The organism is Nitrospirillum goiasense (genome assembly GCF_034427435.1).
In the GTDB taxonomy this organism is placed as follows: Bacteria; Pseudomonadota; Alphaproteobacteria; order Azospirillales; family Azospirillaceae; genus Nitrospirillum.
On the sequence record NZ_JAXQNP010000002.1, the window covers coordinates 1484614 to 1509969 of the forward strand.

Consider the following 25356-nt stretch of genomic DNA (forward strand, 5'->3'; position numbering starts at 1 on the left):
CCGATCGCCGGAGACTCGGCCTCAGCCTTCCTCGTCAACCGCCATGCTGGCCAGCGACAGCAGGATGCTGACCAGGCCGCCTTCGGCGACCATCAGGGCGGCCTGGGACGGGCTGACCCAGCGGCGTTCGCGCTGGTGCTTTTCCGGCCAGTCCTCCAATTCCCGCTCCACCTCGAAGAGGTAGGCGTCCACGGCGCAGGGCAGGCGCTTGCCGGAGGGCATGACCTTGAAATAGTGGAAGGTGCCCAGCGGCTTCTTGTGGATGGTGCCGATCAGGCCCGCCTCTTCGAACGCCTCGTTCGCCGCGACGCCGCGCGCGTTCATCTTCTTTTCCGGCCAGCCCTTGGGCACCACCCAGCGCCGCGTCTCCCGCGAGGTGATCAGCATCACCTGCAGGTGCCCGTCGCGAATGCGGACGGGAATGGCGGCGTATTGGCGTTCGGTGGCCTCACAGGGCGTGCTCGGCGGTTCCGAAACGAGGATGGGGGCGGTGTGGGGCAGGGGGTGACACCTTATCGAACGGGGAGGATCCAAAGAGGTAAGGGGCGGTGTTGCCAAGGCATCGCCGGATATAAGATGGCTCCCCATCGTACACCAGCGGCCTTGTTTCATATAATCCCCGAACGGTTGCCAACCCGTAAACGTTTTCAGTCCCCTACACCGAATAACCTGATGTGCCGACCCCCTATGGCCGACGCCGCGTCATTCGACCTATCCTGACCAGATGGTCAATCAAAACCGCGGGAATCCAGGCGGGTCGCGGCATGGTCGCCGGGACCGCCGTCGCTCGGTCCTGGGGAAAGGCCTGCGACTCGGGGGGCACGGTGGCTTAAGGGCGTGGTGGCACCACCTCGACCTGGGCCAGGTGGCCGATGACATGGGTGAAGAACAGTTCCCCCGCCTCCAGCCGCACCGGCACCACCGGCCCGCCGGGCACCGGCCGGCCGATCCACAGGTCGAAGCCGCGCGGTTTGCCGTCCGGCGCCGCCGTCCAGAAGTTCTGGCTGCCGCGGCCGGCGGGCTTGAACCCCGCCACCGGCACGATGGCGACATGACAGCCGATGGCGTCACCCTCGAACACCGTGTAGTCCGACTTTTCGATATGCCGGCCGGGCCGGCTTTCCATCACCACGTCATAGCGGCGGCGTCCGTCATAAACGGGCAGGCGGCTGGCGCAATCGCCCCCTTCCGCATGGCGGCTGATGGCGGCGGCGGCGCTCAGCAGGTCGACGGTGCCGGGGCGTTGGTCCATGGGCACGGCGTTCGCGTCCTCCGGCGACGGGGCCGGCGTCTGGGTGAAGCTGACCGCGGTGTCGCGGGCACCGTAGGGGGCGGTGTAGCTCAGCGTGGCGTCCCAGCTTTTATCGCGCAGGGTGCGCAGGCTGTGGAAGTGGCGCGGCGCCACGCCGTGGACGCCGCCGAACGTGCCCTCCGCCTCGGCGGTGTAGGACCATTTGATCAGCCGGGCCAGCATGTCGCCGGCCTCCGCCGCCACGCTGACACGGTAGTCGTCGCCCTTGATGTCCGTCTCCAGGGTCATACGGCCCATCTTCAGGCCACCGACATAGACGTCGTAGCCCAGCCGTAGATGCTGGGGCGTTTCCGCCGCTTGGGCACCGGCGGGCAAGGCCAGCAGCAGCGACAGGACGGAAGCATGCAAGGGCGGGATGCGGCGGGACGTGTTCATCATTCCATCCTCCCGGTGGAAGATGGCGGCGGCAAGGCGGCCTGCCGGGTAGCATCAGACGGGGGCAATCACACGGGGGGCGTGATCAGGCGTGCCCCACCTCGGCCGACAGCATGGGCAGGCTGACGCCCAGCTTGGCGATGGCCCGTTCCCACTTGGTGTCCATGTCGTCATCGAATAACAGGGTGGGGTCGGCCGGCACGTGCAGCCAGCCATTGGCCTGCATTTCCTGGTCCAGCTGGCCGGCGGCCCATCCGGCATAGCCCAGGGCCAGCAGGCACTGGCGCGGCCCGCGCCCCTCGGTGATGGCGCGCAGGATGTCCACCGTGGCGGTCAACGCCACCTCATCCTCCACCTTCAGCGTGCCTTCGCGCTGGTAGTCGGTGCTGTGCAGTACGAAGCCCCGGCCGGGTTCCACCGGCCCGCCGAAATGCACGCGCAGCCGGTCGTCGGGGTCGCCGCCATCGATGCCCAGTTGTTCCAGCAGGCCGCCGGCGTCGATGCCGTCGAACAGCCGGTTGATCACCAGGCCCATGGCGCCGTCATCGGTATGGGCGCACACGTAGATCACGGTCCGGGCGAACCGCTCATCGGGCATGGACGGCATCGCGACCAGCAGTTGCCCGGTCAGAAAACGTCGGATGGTGGTGTCCTTCATGGCCGGCGCCTTCCCTCTTCACATCGGGCCGGCCCACATGGCCGGCACTGTCCTACAGCCTGTCCCCGTCATTCAGCCTAGCACGCGCCGCAGCGTCGCGCCCCTAAAGTCACGCCCACCGGGTCACACCCATGGGCGGGCCAGAAACAGATCCCATCCTGGTCATATTGAGCGGCGAACCCGGGTGACAAGGGGGTGGCAACCGTTTCCCTTGCCCGCCCGGCCCTCCGGGACCTAGAACCACGGGTGACCAGAACCATTTCCCACCAGCGGCATTACCCATGCTCTGGCTCCGGGTGCTCTGGCTCCGGGCCACCATCCCCACCGTTCACCATCCAAAGGGACTTCAGACCATGACCATCAAGGTTGGCGACACCTTCCCCAGCGTCACGATCAAGCACCTGACCGAAGCCGGCATGCAGGAGACCAGCACCGACGCCCTGCTGAAGGGCAAGAAGGTGGTCCTGTTCGCCGTGCCCGGGGCCTTCACCCCCACCTGCTCCGCCAAGCACCTGCCCGGCTTCGTCCAGAATGCCGGGGCGCTGAAGGCCAAGGGCGTGGACACCATCATTTGCCTGGCGGTCAACGATCCCTTCGTGATGAACGCCTGGGCCAAGGCCAACGACGTTGGCGACACCGTGTTCATGCTGCCCGACGGCAACGGCACGCTGACCAGCCAGCTGGGCCTGACCATGGACGGCACCGCCTATAACCTGGGCCAGCGCAGCCAGCGCTTCGCCCTGGTCATCGACGACGGCGTGGTCAGCCGCGTGGATGTGGAAAAGCCTGGCGCCTTCGAGGTGTCCAGCGCCGAGGCCGTGCTGAAGAACCTGTAAAACCAAGCTCATAACGCCAAGCGGCCCGCGCCGGTTCCACGAATCCGCGCGGGCTTTTTTGCGTCTGAGGCAACCGGCCTATCTGCCGCGCGCCTCCGCCAGCCCTTCGCGGGCCAGCTGGTCGGCGCGTTCGTTTTCCGGGTGGCCGGCATGGCCGCGCACCCAGTGGAAAACCACTTCATGGCGGTCGGCCTGGGCGGACAGGCGCTGCCACAAGTCCACGTTCTTCACCGGCTTTTTGTCGGCCGTGAGCCAGCCTTTGGCCCGCCAGCCGTGGATCCACTTGGTGATGCCGTCGCGCAGGTACTGGCTGTCGGTGTGCAGATCCACCTTCACCGGCCGCTTCAGCGTTTCCAGCGCCTGGATGGCCGCCATCAGCTCCATGCGGTTGTTGGTGGTGTCGGGCTCCCCGCCCTTCAATTCGCGCTCCGTGCCGTTCCAACGCAGGATTGCGCCCCAGCCGCCGGGGCCCGGGTTACCGCTGCAGGCGCCGTCGGTGAAGATCTCCACGCGCGGGCTGGTCGGTTTCGCGTCGGTGGTGGGCGTATCGGTCACGTCAAATCCTCGGGCGCCAGGCCGTAATCCGCCAGGCTGCGGGCCTGCTGGTGGAAGCGCAGCTTGTGCAGGTATTCCAGCGGGTCCTTGCGTTTCACCAGGGCGCCCGCCGGCGTGTTCACCCAGTCATAGAGCCGGGTCAGCAGGAAGCGCAACGCGCTGCCGCGGGCCAGCAGCGGCAGGGCCGCCACCTCCGCCGCCGTCAGCGGCCGCACCTTGGCGTAATTGGTCAGCAGCAGGCGCGACTTGGTGACGTTGAAGGCGCCGTCGGGTTCGAAGCACCAGGCGTTCAGGCAGATGGCCAGGTCATAGGCCAGCATGTCGCTGCAGGCGAAGTAGAAATCGATCAGCCCCGACAGGGCGCCGTCGTGGAAGAAGACGTTATCGGGGAACAGGTCGGCGTGAATGATGCCCTGCGGCAGGCCGGGGCGGCCATCGCGGCCGGGCCACAGCGCCGAAAGCGCCGCCAGCTCCTCCGCCAGTGCCGCCTGCAGGCCGGGCTTGACGCCATCGGCGCCGTCCGCCGTCGCCGCCACCAGGGCACGCCAGCCGTCCAGCGACAGGCTGTTGGCACGGGGGACGGAATAATCCGCGCCGGCCAGGTGCAGCCGGGCCAGCGCCGTGCCCAGGGCCGCGCAATGGTCGGGCAGGATGCGGCGCGGCCACATGCCGGTCAGGAAAGTGACGATGACGGCCGGCCGGCCGGCCACGACGCGCAGGGCCTCGCCATCGCGCCCCGGCACCGGTTGCGGGCAGGTGATGCCCCGCGCCGCCAGGTGGCGCATCAGTCCCAGGAAGAACGGCAGGTCGGCCGGGTTCACCCGCTTTTCATAGAGGGTGAGGATGTAGGGACCCTGGGTCGTCACCAGCAGGTAGTTGGAGTTCTCCACCCCCTCGGCGATGCCCTTGCACGAGATCACGTCGCCGATCGCGTAATCGGCGATGAACGCGCGCAGTTCCTCATCGGTGACTTCGGTATAGACGGCCATGGCTTGCGAGGTAGCGGGATTCCCGGCCGGGGTCAATGGTCGCCAGGTGCCGGGGCCCGCCTTTTCCAGCGGGGTGATGGCCAGCCGATGGCGCGAATGGCGAATTCGGCGATTTAGTGGCGAGAAGAATCACGGCATCGTCTTCCGAGATGGGTGATGAAAATTTTTATCCAACAAAAACAATGATCTAAGGTCCTGCTCCACAACTGGCACGGCGGTTGCTTTTAAGGGGACATGGCCGACACCGCCACCGGCGACCGGCCCCCGAGACAAGCGAGCTTCCTGTACGGAGATTGAAATGACCGACCTGACCATGACCACCGCCACCCGCACCTTCAGCGTTCATACCGGCGAGCCCCCCGGCGCCTGGCGGCCCTGGCCCGCCACCTGCCGCTGCTGGCGGTCACCGCCCTGCTGTCGGTCGCCATCGTGAGCCTGTTCTAAGCGCCTGCGTTCACCGCCTCCGTCCCCACCGCCTCATCTCTCAAGGACGCCTGCCATGGGACTGTTTTCCCGCCTCGGCGACATCATCGATGCCAACCTGAACGCCATGCTGGACCGCGCGGAAGATCCGGAGCGCCTGATCGGCCTGGTCATCCAGGAGATGGAGGACACGCTGGTCGAGGTGCGGGCGGAGGCCGTCCGCTCCATGGCCCGCCGCAAGGAGCTGGAGGCCCGCTACCGCGATGTGGAATTCGAACTCCTGGAATGGGACCGCAAGGCCGAACTGGCGGTGACCAAGGGCCGTGAGGATCTGGCCCGGGGTGCCCTGGTGGCCAAGGCCCGGCTGGCCGACGCCGCCGACCCCATCCGCCGCGAGATCCAGGCCATCAGCGACAGCCTGGCCAAGGGGGCGGACGATGTGGCGCGGCTGGAGGCCAAGCTGGCCGATGCCCGCGCCCGCCAAGGCGCCCTGCTGGCCCGCCATCGCAGCGCCACCGCCCGCCTGCGGATGCGCAGCCAAATCCACGACGGCCGCCTGGAAGAGGCCTTGTCCCACTACGGCGCCCTGCAGCGCGACATCGACCTGCTGGAAAGCGAGGCCGAGGTCATGGAGATGGGCCGCCAACCGCGTGGGCTGGCCGCCGAGATCGACGCCCTGGGCGACGACAAGGTGACCGCCGAGCTTGAGGCGCTGAAGGCCCGCGTGGCCAGCCGCGCCAACCCGCAAGGGTAAGACGATCCGTGAACGACCCGGGCGCCGCCGGCGCCCGCCCAATTTCGAACAGTGGAGAGGGGATTATGAGGAGCTTTCAGCGTATTTCCGCCACGATGCGCCGTCATCGCCTGGCCAAGGACCCCAGCCGCGCCGTCCTGTTCGGCGTCTGCGCCGGCCTGGCCCGTTACACCGGCCTGCCGGCCACCTTCATCCGCATCCTGACGGTGCTGAGCCTGTTCTGCTTCTTCGGCGCGACCCTGGTGGTCTATGCCGCCCTGGCCCTGGTGCTGGATAGCGAATACGCCGACCGCGAGGAAATCCACGTCAGCCGCAGCTTCTACCGCGCCCACTGGTGAAAGAGGCTGGGGTAAGGCTTTGGACGGTTCGCGGGGGACCGTCCCAGCCGGCCCCCGCCGCCCCGGGAACCTGGCCCATGGGCCCAGGCAACCCCGGCGGCGTGGTGGGGGCCGGTTTCATTTTCAGCGCTTGGGGTCAGCTTTTGGGCTTGATCGCCAAAGGCAGCGTGTCGAACAGGCCGGGTGGCTCGTTCTCCGGGCGGGCCTGTTCGATGGCCAGGATGCGGAACTTGGTGTCGATGCCGCCCCGTGCGGAAAAGCCGCCGGTGCCGCCCCCTGACGCCAGCACGCGGTGGCAGGGGATCAGGATGGGGATGGGGTTGTGGCCCAGCGCCTGGCCCACCGCCCGCGCGGCGCCCTTGGGCGCCCCGATGCGGGCGGCGACGGTGCCATAGGTCAGGGTCTGCCCGCGTGGAATGGCGCGGGTGACGGCATAAACCTGCGTGGCGAAGGGGTCGATCCCCGTGAGGTCCAGGGGAATGTCGGTGATGTCCACCGGCTCTCCCGCCATCAGGGCCTGGATGCGGACGCGGGCCTCGGCGATGACGGGCGGCAGGTCGCCCGGATTGGCCGCCGTGGCGCCGGGAAAGCGCCGCGCCAGGCGGGCCCTGGCCTGCTCAGGCCCGCCCTCCGGCAATTGTGCCCCCACGATCCCGTCCGGCCCCCACACCAGCGCGCAGGCGCCGATGGCGGTGTCGAACAGGATCGAGGCGCGCGGTGTCATGAGAGGCGGCCCTGCATTTCCTGGAGGAAACGGGAAGCCTTACTCCGCCGCCAGGCCGCGCGGCAGCTTGAAGGTGATGTTTTCCACCGCGGTCACGACTTCCTCGATCTGGACGTCATAGCGCTCGCGGCAGGCCTCGATGACCTCCTGCACCAGGATGTCCGGGGCCGAGGCGCCGGCGGTGATGCCCAGCACCTTGACCTTGTCCATCATGGCCCAGTCGATCTGGGTGGCCCGCTGCACCAGCATGGAATTCACGCACCCGTGCTTGGCCGCGACCTCCACCAGGCGCATGGAGTTGGAGCTGTTGGGCGCGCCCAGCACCAGGATGGCGTCCGCCTTCTCGGCGATGGCCTTCACCGCCGTCTGGCGGTTGGTGGTGGCGTAGCAGATGTCTTCCTTGCGCGGCCCGGCGATGGCGGGGAAGCGGGCCTTCAGCGCCGCCACGATCTGCACCGTGTCATCCACCGACAGCGTGGTCTGGGTGACGAAGGCCAGGTTCAGCGGGTCGTCCACCTGGACGGTGCGCACGTCCTCCTCCAACTCCACCAGCAGCACGGCACCCGTGGGCAACTGCCCCATGGTGCCCACCACCTCGGGGTGGCCGGCATGGCCGATCAGGATGATCTGGCGGCCGTCGGCGAAGTGGCGCTCCGCCTCGCGATGGACCTTGGACACCAGCGGGCAGGTGGCGTCGACATACATCAGTTGCCGGCTTTCGGCCTCGGCCGGGATGGACTTGGGCACGCCATGGGCGGAGAAGACCACCGGGCGCCCGTCCGGCACCTCGTCCAGTTCCTCCACGAAGATGGCGCCCTTGGCCTCCAGGCCCTGGACGACATAGCGGTTGTGCACGATCTCGTGCCGGACATAGACCGGCGCGCCGTACCGCTGCAACGCCACCTCCACGATCTGGATGGCGCGGTCCACACCGGCGCAGAAACCGCGCGGGGAGGCCAAGAGGATGTTGAGCGTCGGCTTGGTCATGGTGATCAGGTCTACTCGGGTTCCGGTAAGCCCCGGCGCGCGGGGCCGATCATGGCGGCGGATCATAAAACGGTGCGGCGGCGGATCGCCAGCGCCGATACGTTAAATCTCGTCGCCCATCAATATAAGGATGGCGCAGGCGATGTCTTGTGCCGGTATGGCTGCTTCTCTATTGTCGCGGGGCCCCGACGCCGGCCGGCGTCCAACTCCAGACGAGCCCCGCTTCAATGAACATCCACACGGACACTAATATAGGTTGGCCCCCCAGGAAAGGCACCCGCGGCCGCCTGGCCCTGCTTTTGGGGATGCCTCTCATGCTGTCGCTGGCGGCATGCGCCAATAAGAACGTCGGTTATCGTCCCGGCTGCCCCACCGTGGCCATCGTCCGCGACGCGTCGTCGGTGGGCGTGCCCGGCGCCAACGGCCAGCTGAGCTACACCGCCGTGATGCCCAACATCCAGGGCCGCTGCGAATACAGCGAAAAGGGCGTCACCATGACCGAGGATCTGCGCGTGGGCGCCAGCACGGGTCCCGCCTATACCGGCGGCCCCCTGCCGCTGACCTATTTCGTCGCGGTCACCGACGCCGACCGCAAGATCCTGACCAAGCAGACCTACAACGTCACCCTGGATGTCAGCAGCGGCAGCGGCGGTTCGGTGGAGCGGCTGACCCAGTTCATCCCGCTGAGCCCGGAAGTCGACGGCCGTTATTATGAGGTGCTGGTGGGCTTCCAGCTGACGCCGGAGCAGTTGGAGGCCAACATCCGCTTCAATTCCAAGCCGCCGGCCCCGCCGGTTCCGGCCGGGAAATAAGCGAAAGGCACAAGGCGTACGGGTTCGACCGGCCGGGCAGGGGCGCCCAAGGCCGGGAGCCCTCGGGGAAGGCGGGTCGCGGGGCAGCGGCCCGCCTTTACTTTTTGGGGTCCGTTGGATTAGGGTGCGTGCGCGAAGCTGATGACACCTCGCGGGAGAGACTGGTCCCGTTCGGGTCTGGCGCCGAAGGAGCAACCGCCCCCGGAAACTCTCAGGCAAAAGGACCGCGAGGAAGAAGCACATCTGGAAAGCGGCCCGGCCTCATGGCAATGCCTGTCGCCACCCCCTGCGGGTGGCTTTCCGGCGTTGGAGGCCAAAGCCCACCGACGGAGTAAGCGGGCCCGACCTGACGATAGGTCGTTCCCCCGTGAATCTCTCAGGGTCCGGGACAGAGGGGGGCGAGCCCACACGGAATCCGTCCGTGCGGGATGAACTCGTCCGCCGGGAGTCCCAGCGCTTATGTCCAGTGAAACCGATTCGCCCCTGCTCACCACCCCGCTGAACGCCCTGCACCGCGAGCTTGGCGCCAAGATGGTGCCCTTCGCCGGCTATGACATGCCCGTTCAGTATCCGCTGGGCGTGCTGAAGGAACACCTTCACACCCGGGAGCAGGCCGGCCTGTTCGACGTGTCGCACATGGGCCAGGTCATCCTGCGCGGCGACGGCGTCGTCGACGCGCTGGAAAAGCTGGTGCCGGGTGAGCTGAAGGCGCTGAAGGAAGGCCGCATCCGCTACAGCTTCTTCACCAACGACCAGGGTGGCATCCTGGACGACCTGATGATCGCCAACCGGGGCGACCACCTGTTCCTGGTGGTGAACGCCGCCTGCAAGGTGCAGGACATCGCGCATCTGACGGCCGGCCTGCCGGGCATCGAGGTCGAGTACCTGGGCGACGACCGGGGCCTGCTGGCCCTGCAGGGGCCCACGGCGGCGGCCGTGCTGGCCCGCTTCGTGCCCGAGGTCGCCACCATGCCCTTCATGTCCATGGTCAACGCCAGCCTGAAGGGCATTCCGGTGACCATCGCCCGGTCCGGCTACACCGGCGAGGACGGGTACGAGATCGGCATCGATGGCGCCCGCACCGAGGATGTGGCCCGCCTGCTGCTGGCGGAGCCCGAGGTGGCGGCCATCGGTCTGGGCGCCCGCGACAGCCTGCGCCTGGAGGCCGGCCTGTGCCTCTATGGCCATGACATCGACACCACCACCACCCCCGTGGAGGCCGGCCTGACCTGGGCCATCTCCAAGCGCCGGCGGGAGGAGGGGGCTACCCCGGTGACGCCATCGTCCGCCGCCAGCTGGCCGAGGGGGCCGCGCGCTACCGCGTCGGCATCCAGCCGGAGGGCCGGGCGCCGGCGCGCGAACACACCGAAATCCAGGACGCCAGCGGCCAGACGGTGGGTGAGGTCACCTCCGGCGGCTTCGGCCCCAGCGCCAACGCCCCGGTCGCCATGGGCTACGTCACCGCCGCCAACGCTGCCGTGGGCACGCCCCTGTCGCTGATCGTGCGCGGCAAGGCCCTGCCGGCCAAGGTGGCCGCCCTGCCGTTCGTGCCGCAGCGCTACTACCGCGGCTGATCCCGATCGCGCGGCCCGGCCGGTGCCGGGCCCGCCTTGCCATTGAACGCCTTTCCCCCCGAGGAGCAGAATCATGACCATCCGTTTCACCGAAGACCATGAGTGGATCAGCCTGGACGGCGACGTCGCCACCGTCGGCATCACCACCTTCGCCCAGAGCCAGCTGGGTGACGTGGTGTTCGTCGAGGTGCCCGAGGCCGGCCGCGCCCTGACCAAGGGCAAGGACGCCGCCGTGGTGGAATCGGTGAAGGCCGCCAGCGAGGTGTTCGCGCCGGTGGACGGCACGGTGGTCGAGGGCAACCAGGCCGTGGTCGACGACCCGTCCCTGGTCAACAGCGACCCGCAGGGCGCCGGCTGGTTCTTCAAGATGACCCTGGCCAACGCGGCCCAGCTGGACGGCCTGATGGACCAGGCCGCCTATGACGCCTTCGTGGAAGGTCAGCACTGATGCGGTATCTGCCCCTGACCGAGGCCGACCGGCAGGAGATGCTGGCGGCCATCGGCGCCCCGTCGGTGGACGCGCTGTTCGGCGACGTGCCGGTGGCGGCCCGCCTGGACCAGCCCATCGCCGGCCTGCCCCATCACCAGGGCGAGCTGCAGGTGGAACGCGCCCTGTCGCGCCTGGCCGCCCGCAACGTGCCGGCGGGCAGCTGCCCCAGCTTCCTGGGCGCCGGCGCCTACCGCCACCATGTGCCGGCTTCCGTTGACCAGTTGCTGACGCGCGGTGAGTTCCTCACCAGCTACACGCCGTACCAGCCCGAGGTGACGCAGGGCACCCTGCAGTACCTGTTCGAGTTCCAGACCCAGGTGGCGCTGATCACCGGCATGGATGTGGCCAACGCCTCCATGTACGACGGCGCCACGGCCTGCGCCGAGGCGGTGCTGATGGCCAACCGCGTCACGCGCCGCAACCGCGCCGTGCTGTCCGGCGGCCTGCACCCGCACTACCGCGACGTGACGGCCACCACCACCGGCGTGCTGGGCGTGGACCTGGTGACCCTGCCGGCCGATCCCAAGGGGATCGAGGACTTGGCGGCCGCCATCGACGACAAGACCTCCTGCGTCGTGGTGCAGAACCCCACCCTGTTCGGCCATGTCGCCGACCTGACCCCCCTGGCCGAGGCCTGCCACGCCAAGGGCGCCCTGCTGGTCGTGGTGGTGACCGAGGTGGTGAGCTTGGGGCTCATGCCGTCGCCCGGCTCCATGGGCGCCGACATCGTGGTGGCCGAGGGCCAGAGCATCGGCAACGGCCTGAACTTCGGCGGGCCCTACCTGGGCCTGTTCGCCACCCGCGACAAGTTCGTGCGCCAGCTGCCGGGCCGCCTGTGCGGCGAGACGGTGGATGCGGACGGCAAGCGCGGCTTCGTGCTGACCCTCTCCACGCGGGAGCAGCACATCCGCCGCGAGAAGGCTACCTCCAACATCTGCACCAACTCCGGCCTGTGCGCGCTGGCCTTCACCATGCACCTGTCGCTGCTGGGTGAGGTGGGCTTCACCGGCCTGGCGCGGCTGAACCATGCCAAGGCGGCGCAACTGGCGGACAAGCTGGCCGCGGCCGGCGTCACCGTGCTGAACCAGGGCTTCTTCAACGAGTTCACCGTCCAGGTGACGGGCGACGCCGCGGCGCTGGTGGACAGGCTGGCGGCGGAACCGCTGCTGGCCGGCGTGCCTGTTTCCCGCCTGCACCCCGGCCAGGCGGATCTCGCCGACCTGCTGCTGGTGGCGGTGACGGAGACGACCACCGAAGACGACATGGACGCCCTCGTTCAGGCCCTGGGAGGGTCGAAGTGATGAACACCCAAGGACGCAAGACCACGCCGGACGCGGAATCCGCCGCCGGCAGCGATGTGGCCACCTATACGGGGAATCGGGCCCTGGTGCATGAAGAGCCGTTGATCTTCGAACTGGACAACCCCGGCGTCACCGGCGTGGACCTGGAGGCGGCCCCGGCCGTCGCCAGCCGCCTGGGCGGCCTGAAGGCCCGCGAGGGCATCGGCCTGCCCGGCCTGTCGGAGCCGACGGTGGTGCGCCACTACACGCGCCTCAGCCAGAAGAACCTGGGCATCGACAGCACGATGTACCCGCTGGGCTCGTGCACCATGAAGCACAACCCCCGCCTGAACGAGAAGCTGGCGCGTCTGCCGGGCTTCGGCGACATCCACCCGATGCAGCCGCAGTCCACCGTCCAGGGTGCTCTGGAGCTGATCGACCAGTTGGCCCATTGGCTGAAGACCCTGACCGGCATGCCGGCCGTGGCCATGTCGCCGGCCGCCGGCGCCCATGGCGAGCTGTGCGGCCTGATGGCCATCCGCGCCGCGTTGCGGGCCCGGGGCGAGACCAGCCGCACCCGCGTGCTGGTGCCGGAGTCGGCGCACGGCACCAACCCGGCCACGGCGGCCTTCTGCGGCTTCACCGTGGACGCCATCCCGGCCGAGGCCAACGGCCGCGTCAGTGTCGAGGCGGTGAAGGCCAAGTTGGGCCCCGACGTCGCCTGCATCATGCTGACCAACCCCAACACCTGCGGCCTGTTCGAGCCCCAGGTGAAGGAGATTGCGGACGCGGTGCATGCCGCCGGCGGCTATTTCTACTGCGACGGCGCCAACTACAACGCCATTGTCGGCCGGGTGCGCCCGGCGGACCTGGGCGTGGACGCCATGCACATCAACCTGCACAAGACCTTCTCCACCCCGCATGGCGGTGGCGGTCCGGGTTCCGGCCCGGTGGTCCTGTCCGACGCGCTGGCCCCGTACGCGCCGCTGCCCTTCGTGGTGCACGGCAAGGACGGCCTGCGCCTGGTGGAGCATGCGGGCGAGGTGGAGGGGGCGCGCAGCCCTTCGGCCGCATGAAGGCCTTCCACGGCCAGATGGGGATGTTCGTCCGCGCCTTGGCCTATATCATGAGCCATGGCGCCGATGGCCTGCGCCAGGCCTCCAGCGACGCCGTGCTGAACGCCAACTACCTGAAGGCGCGGCTGCAGGACCTCATGAGCGTGCCGTTCGACGGCTACTGCATGCATGAGGCGCTGTTTGACGACCGCTTCCTGAAGGACACGGGCGTCACCACCCTCGACTTCGCCAAGGCGATGATCGACGAAGGCTTCCATCCCATGACCATGTATTTCCCCCTGGTCGTGCACGGCGCCTTCCTGATCGAGCCGACGGAGACCGAGTCCAAGGCGACGCTGGACCAGTTCGTCGGCGCCATGCGTCACCTGGCGGGCAAGGCCAAGGCGGGCGATGCCGCCCACTTCCTGGCCGCCCCCCGCTACACGCCCCGCCGTCGCCTGGATGAGACCGCGGCGGCGCGCAAGCCAGTCCTGCGCTGGACGCCGCCGGCGGCGTGACGATGGCTTCGGGCCGCCACCATGGCCCGGCGGCATGATTGGGAAAAGGGCGGAATCCTTGGGTTCCGCCCTTATTCTTTGGGATCAGATCCTGGTTTCGCCGCCTTTCCGGTGGATCACCCGGACGGGTTGCAGCGCACACAAATCGGCATTGCCCCGCAGGGGCCTAGCTTCCATCTCAATTTCGGCCAAATCTCCCGGCATCACTCACCACGCGGCCGATCCGATGCCGCGACCTTCCGCCGGGACCATCCCCATGTTGACCGTTGCCAGCTTGCCCAGGGTTGAGATCGCCCGCCTGCGCCGTCCGGCGCTGCAGGCGTCCGGCTGGCTGGTCATGGGCCTGGGCGTGCTGTCCCTGCCCATTCCCGGCCCGGTTTCCACGCCGCTGCTGGCGGTGGGTGGCCTGATGGTGCTGCGCAGCTCGGTTTCGGCCCGCCGGCATTATGTCCGGGCGCGCGACCACGCCCCGCGCCTGGTCCGCCCCCTGTTCGGCCGTTTCGACGCCTGGCGGCATCGCCACCGGGCGGCCCAGGTCCGGGTGCCCGCCAAGGTGCTGGCCGCCGCCAACGACGTGGCCGCCAACGACGTGGCCGCCAACGACAGCGCCCGCGCCCTGGCGTTCCAGACGCCTGCCGGCAACGCCTGAACCATCTCCTTCAGTTTCCCAGCCGGGCCGGAGCGTGAGCATCGCTTCGGCCCTTGCTTTTTCAGCGCCTTGACCATTGCCTGTTTGCCCAGGACCATAAGCGCCGCCGCGCAAGGCTGAAAAGGTTGGGGAGATACCCGGGTGCGATCAGGCAACGCCATCCTGTCGGGATACGGGACCACCATATTCGAGGCCATGTCGCGGCTGGCGGCCACGCACAACGCCATCAACCTGGGCCAGGGCTTCCCGGACGACCGGGGGGCGGAGGATGTGCTGCAGGTGGCCGCCCGCGCCCTGCTGGAGGGCAACAACCAGTATCCGCCCATGATGGGCCTGCCGGCCCTGCGCCAGGCCGTGGCGGCCCACGCCGCCCGCTTCTATGGGCTGGAGGTGGATTGGGAACGGGAGGTGATGGTGACCTCCGGTGCTACCGAGGCGCTGGCCGCCTGCCTGTTCGGCCTGATCGAGCCAGGGGACGAGGTGGTGCTGTTCCAGCCGCTCTACGACAGCTATGTCCCCATCATCCGCCGGGCCGGCGGCATCCCCCGCTTCGTGCGCCTGCGGCCGCCAGGCTGGACGGTGGACCCGGACGAACTGGCCGCCGCCTTCAGCCCCCGCACCAAGCTGGTGGTGCTGAACAACCCCCTGAACCCGGCGGCCAAGGTCTGGTCGGCGGAGGAATTGCGCGTGCTGGCCGACCAGATCATCGCCCACGACTGCCTGGCGGTGTGCGACGAGGTCTATGAGCACCTGGTGTTCGACGGTCGCCGCCACCTTCCCCTGATGGCGCTGCCCGGCATGCGGGAGCGCACCTTGCGCATCGGCTCCGCCGGCAAGACCTTTTCCCTGACGGGGTGGAAGGTGGGCTATGTCACGGCGGCGCCGGACCTGTTGCAGCCGGTGGCCAAGGCGCACCAGTACCTCACTTTCACCACCCCACCCAACCTTCAGGCGGCCGTGGCCTATGGCCTGGCCAAGGACGACGCCTATTTCGGCCTGTTGGCGGCGGCGCTGGAGGCCAAGCGCGACCGGCTCTCGGCGGGCTTGGCCTCCTCCGGCCTGCCCGTGCTGCCGTCGCAGGGGACCTATTTCGTCGTGGCGGATATCAGTGGTGTTCGCGGACGGCGCGCCACCGAGGATGACGCCGCCTTTTGCCGGCGCCTGACCACCGACGCCGGCGTGGCCGCCATCCCGGTCAGCGCCTTCTATGAGGAGGATGCGCCCACCCACCTCATCCGCTTCTGCTTCAGCAAGCAGGACGCCATCCTGGACGGCGCCGTCATGCGCCTGAAGGAGTTCTTTGGCCGGTGACGGCGGCGTTTATTCCACCTCGTCCCCGGGGCGGGGCGGCTGGTCTCCCTTGGCCTTGCCCAGAACCTCCAGAAGAGCGCCTGGCTTGGAGGACTTTTCTTGCTGCTTTGAGCGTTGCTGGGCCGCCTCTTGGGCGCTCTCAGAGGGGCAAAGGTTCACGTTTGTCACTTCGATCTCCACGCGTTTGAAGGAGCGCTTTGCCCTGTAAGGCTTTGTGCAAGAGTTACCAGCCGCTGTGGCGCCGGGTGGCCATTGGCCGTCGCCGCCTTGACCGTCCGCCAGAGGTCCAGGGCATTGGACGTGGCCTGTGGAGGGACAGGGGCGGTTTCCAGGGCCAGGAGCGCCTCGGTCCGCTGGCCGGCGTCGCCGTGGGCATAGCGCAGGAAGTTTACGACCGCGCCGAACCATCTCGCCAGGAGGGGGCCGAGGTCTGCCAGGCGTTGATGTGCCACCACCTCCGCCGCCAGCGTCAGGCCTTCCGATTCCCGTCCGGTCGCCGTCAGCATATGGGCGAAGGCCAGGGTGGCATACACATCGTCCTTGGAGCGGGCCCGCGCCAGGCGGAACCAAGTTTCCGCTGTGGCCGCATCCCCGTTGTGCCATGCCATGGCGGCGTAGATGCCCTGGTAAATGGCTTGGACCAGGGGATGCGGCGTGTCGCCCTCCGCCGCGATGCGCGCCAACCGCAGGGCTTCGGTTGGGCTTCCCCGTTCATGCCAGAGGAAGGCGGCGTAATGATGAGTGGCCAGCAGATTGTCGTCCATGGCCACGGCGCGGCGATAAATCTGTTCCCGTCCATCCAGGTCGACCATGCCGGCGCCTTGGGCGAAGGTGGCGTAATGGGCCAGGATGGTGGCGGTCGGCTGGCGCAGCAGCCGGCGGAAAATGGCCCGAGCCTCAGTCCCACCGTCAGGACGGGTTAACAGGAATTGCGCGAAGTTTGCTTCCAACTCCGCCAGACCCGGCGGCTTCTGCGCGATCAGGGCGCGATAAGCCACCTCGACAGCCGCGCCATCTCCCCGGGCTTGGGCGTCGGCCGTCCTCCGGGCCAAATCCCAGCCCCAGTTATAGGGCAATTCAGACGAACTGGGCGCGACGGGGCTCAGCACAGCCACGAGCCGGCGCCAACTGGTGAAGCCGTAATCGCGGGCCACTTCGCGCTGCGCCTCGGCCAGTTGGGCGCTGGGCACTGATTGGCGCAGATCCTTGAGGCGTCGCTTCGCCTCTTTGCGCAGATGGTCGAGACTGGGGTGGGCGGGCAGCGCCCGCACGGGAATCTGCCGGGTGTCGCCGGGCGAGGACCTATCGATCATGACGGCCTTCCTTCCATGGGCCCCGGGTCCGCGATGATCGGGCAGGAAGTCAGGGAGGGGAGGGTGCCATCGACTGGGCTGAGCCCTTTACGCGGACCGTGGGCCCATCGACAGGCCCTGCATCCACGTTAGCAGTCCCCTCAGGGGAGGTCCACGAAAGGGTGGGTGATAGCGTTACCAGCTGCAGCGCAAAAAAAATCAGCCGATGACCTGCAAGCCCCGGCGCTTGCGGTCGAAGGCGCAGCCGACCAGCAGGCGGGCCACTTTGCCGGCGTTGACACCGCCCAGGGGGCCGCCCAAGGGCAGCACCACCAGTTCGGCGGCGGGAATGTTCATGGAAGGCGCGGCCGGCAGGCTGCGGGCTTGGGGCTGGCAGTTGTCAGCGGCCCGGCGCAGCATTTGCGCAAAAGGCACCGTGTTGGGGGAGGGGGGCAGGTCCTCCAGCTGCAGGCCGGTGGACTCCCGGCGCAACCACAAAACATAGTCCGTTCCCACCCACTTCAGGGTGAAGGCCATCTGGTTGGGCGCCACGTCCACCAGCATGACCCCGCCCGGCGACATGGGAAGGTCCACCACATCCACCTCGGACGCTTCAGGGAAGGCGCGATCCCCGCGCATGATTTCCCAATAGTCGTGCAGAAGTCGCAGGTTATTGCTTTGGATTTGCAAAGGGAAGCGGGCGACCGTTGTCGCATTCCGCATGGCCGGTCCAGTCATTTTTCGTCCCTATCCTTATATTCCACAGAGGGCGCCACATATCGGCGTGGCCTTTTTCCTGTAAGGCCTGGATGGGGCGCGAAAACGGCAACAACCCGTCCTCATCCCGGCGTGGAATGTGCGACGGCTGTTGTGGATCAGGCAAGTAAACCAGAGTGCCAGGTCCGTGGCATTCGCAAGGGCCTGGTGGTAACCCGATAGGTTACTTTAAAACCACCTAGTAAAAAAACTGCCGGTAAGTCGATGACTTACCGGCGAGTTGAACAGGGAGGCTTCACGTCTGGGAGACGTTGGGCCCGAAGGCCCACTCCAGGACGGGCATCCTGGAGGAAACATCGGATGCTGCGTCGCAACATCCGATGACCAGATATTTAATCTTTTGATGCCCCGTTTAAAGGGGTGATTACCCGTCTCAGCTATGCGGTAGGCGCATGCGTCGCGGGGAAAGTTTCGGCGACCTTCTTGACCAGGAAGTCGCGGAAGACCGCGATGCGCTTGGAATGGCGCAGTTCCTCGGCATAAACGAAGTAGGCGTCGATGCGCGGGCCCGTCACGTCCGGCAGAATGCGGACCAGGTCGGGATTGCTTTCGGAGATGATGTAGTCGGGGATGGCCGCGATGCCCAGGCCGCTTTCCACCGCCTTGTACAGGGCGTACAGGCTGTTGACGCGGAAGATGGTGTCGCGCTCGCCGCCCGGCGGGTCGCCCAGCGCCAGCAGCCAGTTGATGTTGGGCACCGGCGCCTTGGCGTCGGACGGATAGGCGATGAGGTCGTGCTTCTGCAGCTCCTCCACCGTTTCCGGCGTGCCCCGCTTTTCCAGGTAGGTGCGGTGGCCGTAGAGGTGCGTGCGCACCGTCATCAGGTGACGCTGGATCAGGTCGGGCTGGCGCGGCGGCACCATGCGGATGGCGATGTCCGCCTCACGCATGGACAGGTCCAGCTCGTTATCGTCCAGCAGCAGGGTCAGCTGCACGTCCGGATAGATCGACAGGAATTCCCGGATGCGGGGCGTCAGCCACGTGGAGCCGAAGGCGACCGTGGTGGTCACCTTCAAGGGGCCCTTGGGGTGTTCCTTGCTTTCCGAGAGCATCGCCTCTGTCATCGACAGCTTGGCGAACACCTCGCGGGCGGTGCGGTACAGCAGCTCACCCTGTTCGGTGAGGATCAGGCCGCGGGCATGGCGATGAAACAGCGGCACATGGAGGCTTTCCTCCAGCGCGCTGATCTGCCGGCTGACGGCCGATTGGCTGAGGTTCAGGGTCTCGCCGGCATGCGTGAAGCTGCCGGCCTCCGCCACCGCGTGGAAAACGCGAAGCTTGTCCCAGTCCATTCCCGGTCCTTATGCGTCAAAGACTGTGCGGCCCCGCGGGCGGAACCGTCGGAAATGACGGCCTCAAGCGGGCCGCCATGCAAAGAATATATACCCAGCTTGTCCGAGACGCTACCGATTGTGGGTGTCCACACGGTTAGGCCATAGACTGATAAGGCATTTTAGCCCCATAGCGTGCCGTTTTGGCAACGCCCAACCGTTCGTCCCCTGAACGGATACCATTCATCGGTACAAAGAAGGGCGCCGCCGTACCAGGGCGCGGCGCCCTTCCCCCGACTCGGAAGCCTGGATGGCGGTCAGTGGCCGCCCAGGAAGCGTTCCGCCTCCAGCGCCGCCATGCAGCCCATGCCGGCGGCGGTGACCGCCTGGCGGAAGACCTTGTCCTTCACGTCGCCGGCGGCGAACACGCCCGGCACGTTGGTGCGGGTGCTGTCCGGGGCGGTGACGACATAGCCTTCGTCATCCATCTCCACATGCCCCTTGAAGATGGCCGTGGCCGGGTCGTGGCCGATGGCGACGAACACGCCGTCCAGCGCCAGTTCCCGCCCTTCGCCGGTGACGGTGTTGGCCAGGGCCAGGCCGGTGACCTGCTTGGGATTGTTGATGTCGAAGCCGCCGTCGGCGGCCCCGCCCTTGCCCAGCACCCGTTCCACCTTGTGGTTCCACAGCACCTCGATCTTCGGGTTGGCGAAGACGCGGTCATGCAGGATCTTCTCGCCGCGGAAGCTGTCGCGGCGATGGATCAGGGTGACCTTGGCGGCGTGGTGGGTGAGGTACAGGGCTTCTTCCAGCGCGGTGTTGCCGCCGCCGATGACCGCGACCTCCTTGCCCCGGAAGAAGAAGCCGTCGCAGGTGGCGCAGGCCGACACGCCGGCGCCCTGGAACTCCTGCTCGCCGGGCACGCTCAGCCAGCGCGCCTGGGCGCCGGTGGCGATGATCACGGTGTCGGCCACGAACTCGTCGCCGCTGTCGGCCTTGCAGACGAAGGGGCGCTGGCTGAAATCGACGGAGGTGATGACGTCGTACACCAGGGTGGTGCCCACATGCTCCGCCTGCTGACGCATCTGTTCCATCAGGTCGGGACCCTGCACCGCCTGGGCGAAGCCCGGGTAGTTCTCCACCTCCGTGGTGATCATCAGCTGGCCGCCCGGCTGCATGCCCTGAACCAGGATGGGCTGTAGGTTGGCGCGGGCGGCGTAGATGCCGGCGGTGTAACCGGCGGGGCCGCCGCCGATGATCAGGACCTTGGTGCGATGGGTGGTCATGGAAACTGTTCCTGGCCGGGGAGGGGGCGCCCTTCATTGGGGGCCGGGCCCTCGCCGCCCTCTAGATATGGTGGGACAGGCGCGGAATTTCACGTCGAGCCGGACGATACCGGCAAGCGGCCCGGCGCTCAACGGCAGACGTCACAGAGAGGGGGGCGGAGCCCTGCTCCCGCATCAGGCCGGATGGGCTTGGGCGTGCGGCCATTCCCCCATGGCGGCGGCCGCCATCATGCACTACATCAGGGGGATGGGTTTTGTGGACGAACTGTGGGATGCGGCGGTGATGGGCGGTTTCAGGAAATGGATGGCGGCTTTCTTGGCGCTGGCCGGCCTGGCGGGCGGGTCGGCGTTCGCCGCCCCGGTCAAGACCGAGCATACCCTCAGCCAACTGGTGGCCGAAGGGCCCGCCGTTCCCGGCCAACCACTGTGGGTGGCGCTGGACCAGACGTTGCAGGACGGCTGGCACACCTATTGGATCAATCCCGGCGACTCGGGCCTGCCGACGGAGGTCACCTGGACCCTGCCGGCGGGCTGGTCGGCGGGTCCCCTGAACTTCCCGGCCCCGCATCGCTTCACCACCGGTCCGCTGGTCAACTACGGCTATGAAAAGGCCACGCGCATCCTGGCGCGCCTGGACGTGCCGGCCGACGCCAAGCCCGGTGAAACCGTCACCCTGACCGCTGCCGCCAACTGGCTGATCTGCGCCGACGTCTGCGTGCCCGAGGATGCCACCCTGACCCTCGACGTGCCGGTCGCCGCCAGCGGCACCGCCGACCCGGCCGTGGCGCCCCTGTTCGCGGAGGCGCGGGCGGCCCTGCCGGTGCCCAGCCCGTATGCCGCCAGCGTCAGCAGCGCCAAGACCGCCGTCACCCTGCGCCTGGCCGCTCCCGGCCTGACGGAGGCCCAGGTCAAGGACGCCTATTTCTTCGCCGAGAACCCCGATTTGGTGGAGGCCGGCGCGCCGCAGCCGCTGTCCGTCACCAAGGATGGCCTGACGCTGACCCTGAAGCCCACGGGCCGCGCCAAGCCCGGCCCGGTGAACGGCATCCTGGAGGTGACGGAACTGGTGAACGGCCAGCCCACCACCCAGGCGCTGGCCATCGCCCTGCCCGCCGATGGGGCCGCGGCGGCGCCGGCGGGTGGGACGGCGGCCCCGCTCACCGACAGTGCCGCCCTGCCCCTGTGGCAGGCGGTACTGTTCGCGTGCCTGGGCGGCATGGTCCTGAACCTGATGCCCTGCGTCTTCCCGGTGCTGTCGATGAAGGCCATGGCCCTGGTGCGCCATCAGGGCGCCCATGCCCGCCTGCATGGCCTGGTCTACACCGCCGGTGTCCTGGCCTGCTTCGCCGCCATCGCCATCGTGCTGATGGCCCTGCGCGCCGGCGGGCAGGAGATCGGCTGGGGCTTCCAGTTGCAGTCGCCCCTGGTGGTGGCCGTCCTGGCTTACGTCATGCTGCTGCTGGGCCTCAGCATGTCCGGCGTCTTCACCGTGGGCGACCAGTTCATGGGCGCCGGCCAGGGCCTGACCCAGGGCGACGGCTACGCCGCCTCCTTCTTCACCGGCGTGCTGGCCTCCGTCGTCGCCACGCCGTGCACGGCGCCCTTCATGGGGGCGGCCGTGGGCTATGCCCTGGTCCAGCCGTGGTATGTGGCGCTGGCCGTTTTCCTGGCCCTGGGTTTCGGCATGGCCTTGCCCTTCCTGGCTCTGGCTTGCTCTCCCTGGCTGCTGCGCCATATGCCCAAGCCGGGCGCCTGGATGGAGCGGTTGAAGCAGGTGCTGGCCTTCCCCCTCTATGGCTCCGCCGCCTGGCTGGTCTGGGTGTTCGCGGTTCAGGTGGGGGCGCCGGGCATGACCGGCATCCTGGTCGGCCTGGTGCTGGTGGGCTTCGCCGCCTGGCTCTATGGCGTCACGCATTACGCCGAGGGCTGGGCCCGGCGCGGCGGGGCCGTGGCGGCCCTGGTGGCTCTGGGCCTGGCGGTCGCGGCGGTGGTGCCGCAGGCCGGCGGTGGTGTGGCGTCCGCTGCGTCCGCCGGTGGCGCTTCCGGCAAGGCCGTGGCCATGACGGATGGATTCGAGGCCTTCTCCCCCGCCACCCTGGACAAGCTGCGTGCCGATGGCCGCCCCGTGCTGGTGGACTTCACCGCCGCCTGGTGCATCACCTGCCTGGTGAATGAGCGCGTGGCCCTTTCCAGCGACACGGTGCACGCCGCCTTCAAGGCCCACAACGTCGCCCTGCTCAAGGGCGACTGGACCAACCGCGACGCCGAGATCACCCGCGTGCTGCAGGCCCACGGCCGCAGCGGTGTGCCCCTCTACCTGTTCTACCGCCCCGGCCAGGCGGAGGCCGAGGTGTGGCCGCAGATCCTGACCGAGGCCCAGGTGCTGGAGGCGGTGGGCAGCCTGCCCAAGCAAAGCGCCAGCGCGCAGTGAGGTCACGGTGCGCGAAAGCGAAAGGGCCGACGGAGCGATCCGCCGGCCCTTTCGCTTACAGGGGGCTGCCCGTTACATCCGGCGCTGCCACCGCCGCGGGCTGCGGCTGGTGTGGAAAAAGGCGACCACCTGCACGGTGTCGCCTGCGAGCCGGTAGATGACAAGGTATGGAAAGTCCCGGAGCCGGGCACGGCGTGTGTCCGCAGTCGCTGCCGGGAACCGCAAAGGACCGTCAGCGATCCGTTTGCGTATATCGGTAAAGGCTGCGCGGAGGCGTTTATCGAGACCGGGCGCCTGCTGCCGGTACCATTCAATCGCTTCGATGTACTCAGCCCGCGCCTGCGGCGTGAGGATAACCCGCATTACGGAAAGCGGCGGTCAAGCTCCGCCTCCAAGGCGTCGGCATCGATGCCGTGCTGGATGTCGTCATCCAGCGTTTCAAGGCGCCGCTTGATTTCGGCGGCCTGCGCCTCCGTCAAGGGGATCGCGTCGGCCTCGATGCTTTCCCAAATCTCCCCAATAAGGGTGAGCTTTTCGGCGGGCGTCATGTGGCGATAGTCGATCATGGCCATGTCCAAATGCTCCGGGCGGGGCTGAACTGGAGTCGTTGCGACATTAGACACCGAAGCTGACGCAAGTCGCAACCCGGGCGGCCTGCTCGCCGTGGCCTGCCCGCCCTTTGTACGTCCGCCTGGGGCTGGCCGTCTTCAGAACCCGAACATGTGATCCAGCGCGAAGGCCCCCTGGGCGCCCTCGCGGATCAGGCCGTGATAGCCGAACAGGCGGCAGGTGGTGTCGCGGATCAGGACGTAGGCGTCGCGGCCGGCCTGTTTGATCTCACCGCTGGTGAAGGTCTGGCCCACGCGGAAGTGGAAGCTGCCGGAGCAGGCGATGGTGACCGTGCGGCGGGCGATCTCCTCCCCGTCCTTGGTCATCAGGATCAGGGCGGTGTTGGAGCGGGCGTTCCAGGGGGTGCTGGCGGGGTAGATCAGGTGGCACAGCGTGTCCACGTCCGCCGCCATGCCGGTGCGCAGAAACAGCCGGGTGGATAGGCCCGGCGCCCGGCCGGAATAGGACTGCGGCTCGTTCTTGTAGGTCAGCACCGTGTTGAACATGTGGGCGCCGAAGCTGGTTTCCGCGGCATGGCCGCTGACGCCGTCCTCATAGCGGAACAGGGCGTGCAGCCAGCCGTCGGCGTCGTTCTCGCCGGCGGCGAAGTCGTAGATCAGTTCCAGGTGGCCGTAGCCCGAGGGCAGGCTCTTGCCGTCCAGGATATCCGCCGCCTCGAACACCGTCTCATGGTCCCGGGACAGGCGGCCCAGGTCGCGCCGCGCCACCTCCGTGCCGTCGGCGTCATAGACGATGGCGGTCAAGGGCAGGTGGCTCTGCGTCGTGCCCATGGGGGTGGGCAGGGCGATGGTGCGGAAACGGCTGGCCGGGAAGATGGGGGCGGGCAGAATGAAGCCCTTGCCCATCAGGTTAGTCAGGGTGGCCAGCTTGGGGTCCGGCTTCAGGTCCACGCGCTCCACGTTCGGGTGGGCGATGCGGTGGCGGATGGCGCCGGCGGCATCGGTGCGGATGACCTCATAGCGCGGGCGGACGAAATGCTTGCCGGCGCGGATCTCCACCTGCTGCGGCCAGCGGGCGTCGGGCAGCAGGCTGGCCACGTCCAGGGCATAGGTGGCGTAGGGCGCCACCTCGCGGTCCAGCGCCACGGCCGTGTCGTGGCCCATGAGGTTCAAGGCGACGGCGCCGGCGGGGATGGGGCAGGGGTGGCTGTTCTGCACCCACAGGATCACGCGCTCATCCGCGCGCGGAGCGGGAAGTCCCGCGTAAAAATCGGACGGCCAGGCGTTGGCGTCGTGGGTGCAGGACAGGGTGTCGGCGGCGTCGCCATAGGTGTCCAGCGCGTACTTCACCACGTCGTGGCCGGCGGCCCCCACCACATGGATGAAGAGCTGGCCGGTGAATTCCGGCAGATCGAACTTCCGGCGCACGGCGGCGCTGTCGATGACCACGGTGCCGTCGGCGCCCGGCAACTCCTGGGTCCAGCGGGCCAGCACCTGGCCGTCCTCCCCGAACAGGCAGAGCCACAGATAGGGCTCGGCGGCGCCATAGCTGGACCAGTAGTTGGCGGTCACCACCCGGGTGTGGTGGCCGGCGCCATCGCGGAAGAAGGCGTAGTTGGTGGCGAAGTTCAGCGGCGCCAGGTAGGTCCGGCGGTCCGTCAGCAACTCCTCCGGCAGCTTCAGCGGGTCCAGGGAATAGACCGTGGCGCTGGCGGGGATCAGGTGCCGGATGTGGGCCACCAGCCGCTCGGCATCGAAGGCGGCCACGAACACGGCGTCCACGGCCGTCCCGGCCAGGGCGGTGACCGGCTGCGCCGGCCGGCCCAGCAGCGGCTGGCCGATCTTGGCCACATCCTGGGCGTAGACCGCCACCACGTCGACACTGGTGAGGTGGTGGATCTCGTCGAACGGCTCCAGCATGTTCAGCGGGTCGTACACCGCAACCCGGCCTGCCGCCCGCAGATCGGCCAGCAGCGCCTTGGCCGGTTCCGCCGCCAGCGGATGGCCGATGGCCTTGAAGTAGCTGCTGCCGCCGGTGACGTTGCTGAAGGTTTCGATCTTGAGGGGCATGGACGGGTCCAAATGACGAG

Annotated in this window: 24 protein-coding genes, 2 pseudogenes and 1 riboswitch; of the genes and pseudogenes, 12 read left to right on the forward strand and 14 right to left on the reverse strand. The window is 68.1% G+C overall.

Features of this window, described 5'->3' with window-relative positions:
• Window positions 1-21 precede the first annotated feature (21 nt).
• From ULB03_RS09360 to ULB03_RS09370, 3 genes are all read right to left on the reverse strand, one after another.
• Window positions 22-483 (reverse strand): NUDIX hydrolase, encoded by a 462-nt coding sequence (locus ULB03_RS09360; RefSeq protein ID WP_322483809.1) that lies wholly within the window; start codon window positions 481-483, stop codon window positions 22-24.
• Between the two features lie 346 nt (window positions 484-829).
• Window positions 830-1690 (reverse strand): DUF3108 domain-containing protein, encoded by an 861-nt coding sequence (locus tag ULB03_RS09365; RefSeq protein WP_322482897.1) that lies wholly within the window; start codon window positions 1688-1690, stop codon window positions 830-832.
• A gap of 82 nt (window positions 1691-1772) precedes the next feature.
• The gene (locus ULB03_RS09370; RefSeq protein ID WP_322482898.1) at window positions 1773-2345 is read right to left on the reverse strand and encodes a YqgE/AlgH family protein; all 573 of its coding nucleotides are present in this window, start codon (window positions 2343-2345) and stop codon (window positions 1773-1775) included.
• 353 nt (window positions 2346-2698) lie between these two features.
• Between ULB03_RS09370 and ULB03_RS09375 the strand changes: the two genes are divergently transcribed.
• On the forward strand, window positions 2699-3181 hold the full coding sequence (locus ULB03_RS09375) for a peroxiredoxin (RefSeq protein WP_322482899.1): 483 nt from the start codon (window positions 2699-2701) through the stop codon (window positions 3179-3181).
• Between the two features lie 78 nt (window positions 3182-3259).
• On the opposite strand, the gene rnhA is transcribed toward ULB03_RS09375, so the two are convergent.
• Window positions 3260-3736 carry a ribonuclease HI gene (gene rnhA / locus ULB03_RS09380; RefSeq protein WP_322482900.1) on the reverse strand — a complete coding sequence of 159 codons (477 nt, stop codon included), beginning with the start codon at window positions 3734-3736 and terminating at the stop codon, window positions 3260-3262.
• On the reverse strand, window positions 3733-4725 hold the full coding sequence (locus ULB03_RS09385) for a homoserine kinase (protein ID WP_322482901.1): 993 nt from the start codon (window positions 4723-4725) through the stop codon (window positions 3733-3735). The genes rnhA and ULB03_RS09385 overlap by 4 nt, the downstream gene beginning before the upstream one ends.
• A gap of 298 nt (window positions 4726-5023) precedes the next feature.
• On the opposite strand from ULB03_RS09385, the gene ULB03_RS09390 reads away from it, so the two are divergent.
• The 3 genes from ULB03_RS09390 to ULB03_RS09400 all read left to right on the forward strand — a co-directional run bounded on the left by ULB03_RS09390 (window position 5024) and on the right by ULB03_RS09400 (window position 6240).
• On the forward strand, window positions 5024-5158 hold the full coding sequence (locus ULB03_RS09390) for a hypothetical protein (protein ID WP_322482902.1): 135 nt from the start codon (window positions 5024-5026) through the stop codon (window positions 5156-5158).
• A gap of 66 nt (window positions 5159-5224) precedes the next feature.
• The gene (pspA, locus tag ULB03_RS09395) at window positions 5225-5902 is read left to right on the forward strand and encodes a phage shock protein PspA (RefSeq protein WP_322482903.1); all 678 of its coding nucleotides are present in this window, start codon (window positions 5225-5227) and stop codon (window positions 5900-5902) included.
• 65 nt (window positions 5903-5967) lie between these two features.
• Window positions 5968-6240, forward strand: a complete 273-nt coding sequence (locus tag ULB03_RS09400; RefSeq protein WP_145729716.1) for a PspC domain-containing protein — start codon at window positions 5968-5970, stop codon at window positions 6238-6240.
• A 136-nt stretch (window positions 6241-6376) separates the two neighbouring features.
• Here ULB03_RS09400 and ULB03_RS09405 read toward each other — a convergent pair whose 3' ends face one another.
• A complete protein-coding gene (locus tag ULB03_RS09405; RefSeq protein WP_322482904.1) occupies window positions 6377-6964 on the reverse strand; it encodes a methylated-DNA--[protein]-cysteine S-methyltransferase in 588 nt (195 codons plus the stop codon).
• Window positions 6965-7003: 39 nt separating this feature from the next.
• Entirely contained in the window at window positions 7004-7951 is a 948-nt protein-coding gene (gene ispH / locus ULB03_RS09410; RefSeq protein ID WP_322482905.1) for a 4-hydroxy-3-methylbut-2-enyl diphosphate reductase, read from the reverse strand.
• 314 nt (window positions 7952-8265) lie between these two features.
• Between ispH and ULB03_RS09415 the strand changes: the two genes are divergently transcribed.
• The 7 genes and pseudogenes from ULB03_RS09415 (at window position 8266) to ULB03_RS09445 (ending at window position 15640) form a co-directional block, all read left to right on the forward strand.
• A complete protein-coding gene (locus tag ULB03_RS09415; protein WP_322482906.1) occupies window positions 8266-8763 on the forward strand; it encodes a hypothetical protein in 498 nt (165 codons plus the stop codon).
• A 142-nt stretch (window positions 8764-8905) separates the two neighbouring features.
• A riboswitch (glycine riboswitch) is annotated at window positions 8906-9000 on the forward strand.
• A 222-nt stretch (window positions 9001-9222) separates the two neighbouring features.
• Window positions 9223-10337, forward strand: a pseudogene (gene gcvT / locus ULB03_RS09420) (glycine cleavage system aminomethyltransferase GcvT).
• A 73-nt stretch (window positions 10338-10410) separates the two neighbouring features.
• The gene (gene gcvH, locus ULB03_RS09425) at window positions 10411-10785 is read left to right on the forward strand and encodes a glycine cleavage system protein GcvH (RefSeq protein WP_416211092.1); all 375 of its coding nucleotides are present in this window, start codon (window positions 10411-10413) and stop codon (window positions 10783-10785) included.
• Window positions 10785-12128 carry an aminomethyl-transferring glycine dehydrogenase subunit GcvPA gene (gcvPA, locus tag ULB03_RS09430; RefSeq protein ID WP_322482907.1) on the forward strand — a complete coding sequence of 448 codons (1344 nt, stop codon included), beginning with the start codon at window positions 10785-10787 and terminating at the stop codon, window positions 12126-12128. The genes gcvH and gcvPA overlap by 1 nt, the downstream gene beginning before the upstream one ends.
• Window positions 12128-13680 (forward strand): annotated as a pseudogene (gene gcvPB, locus ULB03_RS09435) (aminomethyl-transferring glycine dehydrogenase subunit GcvPB). The gene gcvPA and the pseudogene gcvPB overlap by 1 nt, the downstream one beginning before the upstream one ends.
• A 256-nt stretch (window positions 13681-13936) precedes the next feature.
• A complete protein-coding gene (locus ULB03_RS09440; protein ID WP_322482908.1) occupies window positions 13937-14329 on the forward strand; it encodes a hypothetical protein in 393 nt (130 codons plus the stop codon).
• Between the two features lie 141 nt (window positions 14330-14470).
• Complete coding sequence (locus tag ULB03_RS09445; protein WP_322482909.1) at window positions 14471-15640, forward strand: aminotransferase; 1170 nt, start codon at window positions 14471-14473, stop codon at window positions 15638-15640.
• Between the two features lie 164 nt (window positions 15641-15804).
• Here the strand turns inward: ULB03_RS09445 and ULB03_RS09450 are convergent, their stop codons facing one another.
• The 4 genes from ULB03_RS09450 to trxB all read right to left on the reverse strand — a co-directional run bounded on the left by ULB03_RS09450 (window position 15805) and on the right by trxB (window position 20266).
• On the reverse strand, window positions 15805-16953 hold the full coding sequence (locus ULB03_RS09450) for a tetratricopeptide repeat protein (protein WP_322482910.1): 1149 nt from the start codon (window positions 16951-16953) through the stop codon (window positions 15805-15807).
• Between the two features lie 198 nt (window positions 16954-17151).
• Window positions 17152-17655, reverse strand: a complete 504-nt coding sequence (locus ULB03_RS09455) for a PAS domain-containing protein (protein WP_322482911.1) — start codon at window positions 17653-17655, stop codon at window positions 17152-17154.
• A gap of 431 nt (window positions 17656-18086) precedes the next feature.
• On the reverse strand, window positions 18087-19001 hold the full coding sequence (locus tag ULB03_RS09460; RefSeq protein ID WP_145617095.1) for a LysR family transcriptional regulator: 915 nt from the start codon (window positions 18999-19001) through the stop codon (window positions 18087-18089).
• 296 nt (window positions 19002-19297) lie between these two features.
• Complete coding sequence (gene trxB, locus ULB03_RS09465; protein ID WP_322482912.1) at window positions 19298-20266, reverse strand: thioredoxin-disulfide reductase; 969 nt, start codon at window positions 20264-20266, stop codon at window positions 19298-19300.
• A 304-nt stretch (window positions 20267-20570) separates the two neighbouring features.
• On the opposite strand from trxB, the gene ULB03_RS09470 reads away from it, so the two are divergent.
• Entirely contained in the window at window positions 20571-22697 is a 2127-nt protein-coding gene (locus ULB03_RS09470) for a protein-disulfide reductase DsbD family protein (protein WP_322482913.1), read from the forward strand.
• Between the two features lie 72 nt (window positions 22698-22769).
• On the opposite strand, the gene ULB03_RS27395 is transcribed toward ULB03_RS09470, so the two are convergent.
• The 3 genes from ULB03_RS27395 to ULB03_RS09480 form a co-directional block, all read right to left on the reverse strand.
• Entirely contained in the window at window positions 22770-23060 is a 291-nt protein-coding gene (locus tag ULB03_RS27395; RefSeq protein WP_416211093.1) for a type II toxin-antitoxin system RelE/ParE family toxin, read from the reverse strand.
• Entirely contained in the window at window positions 23060-23269 is a 210-nt protein-coding gene (locus ULB03_RS09475; protein ID WP_322482914.1) for an addiction module protein, read from the reverse strand. The genes ULB03_RS27395 and ULB03_RS09475 overlap by 1 nt, the downstream gene beginning before the upstream one ends.
• Before the next feature lie 135 nt (window positions 23270-23404).
• A complete protein-coding gene (locus ULB03_RS09480) occupies window positions 23405-25336 on the reverse strand; it encodes a hypothetical protein (RefSeq protein WP_322482915.1) in 1932 nt (643 codons plus the stop codon).
• Between the last annotated feature and the right edge of the window lie 20 nt (window positions 25337-25356).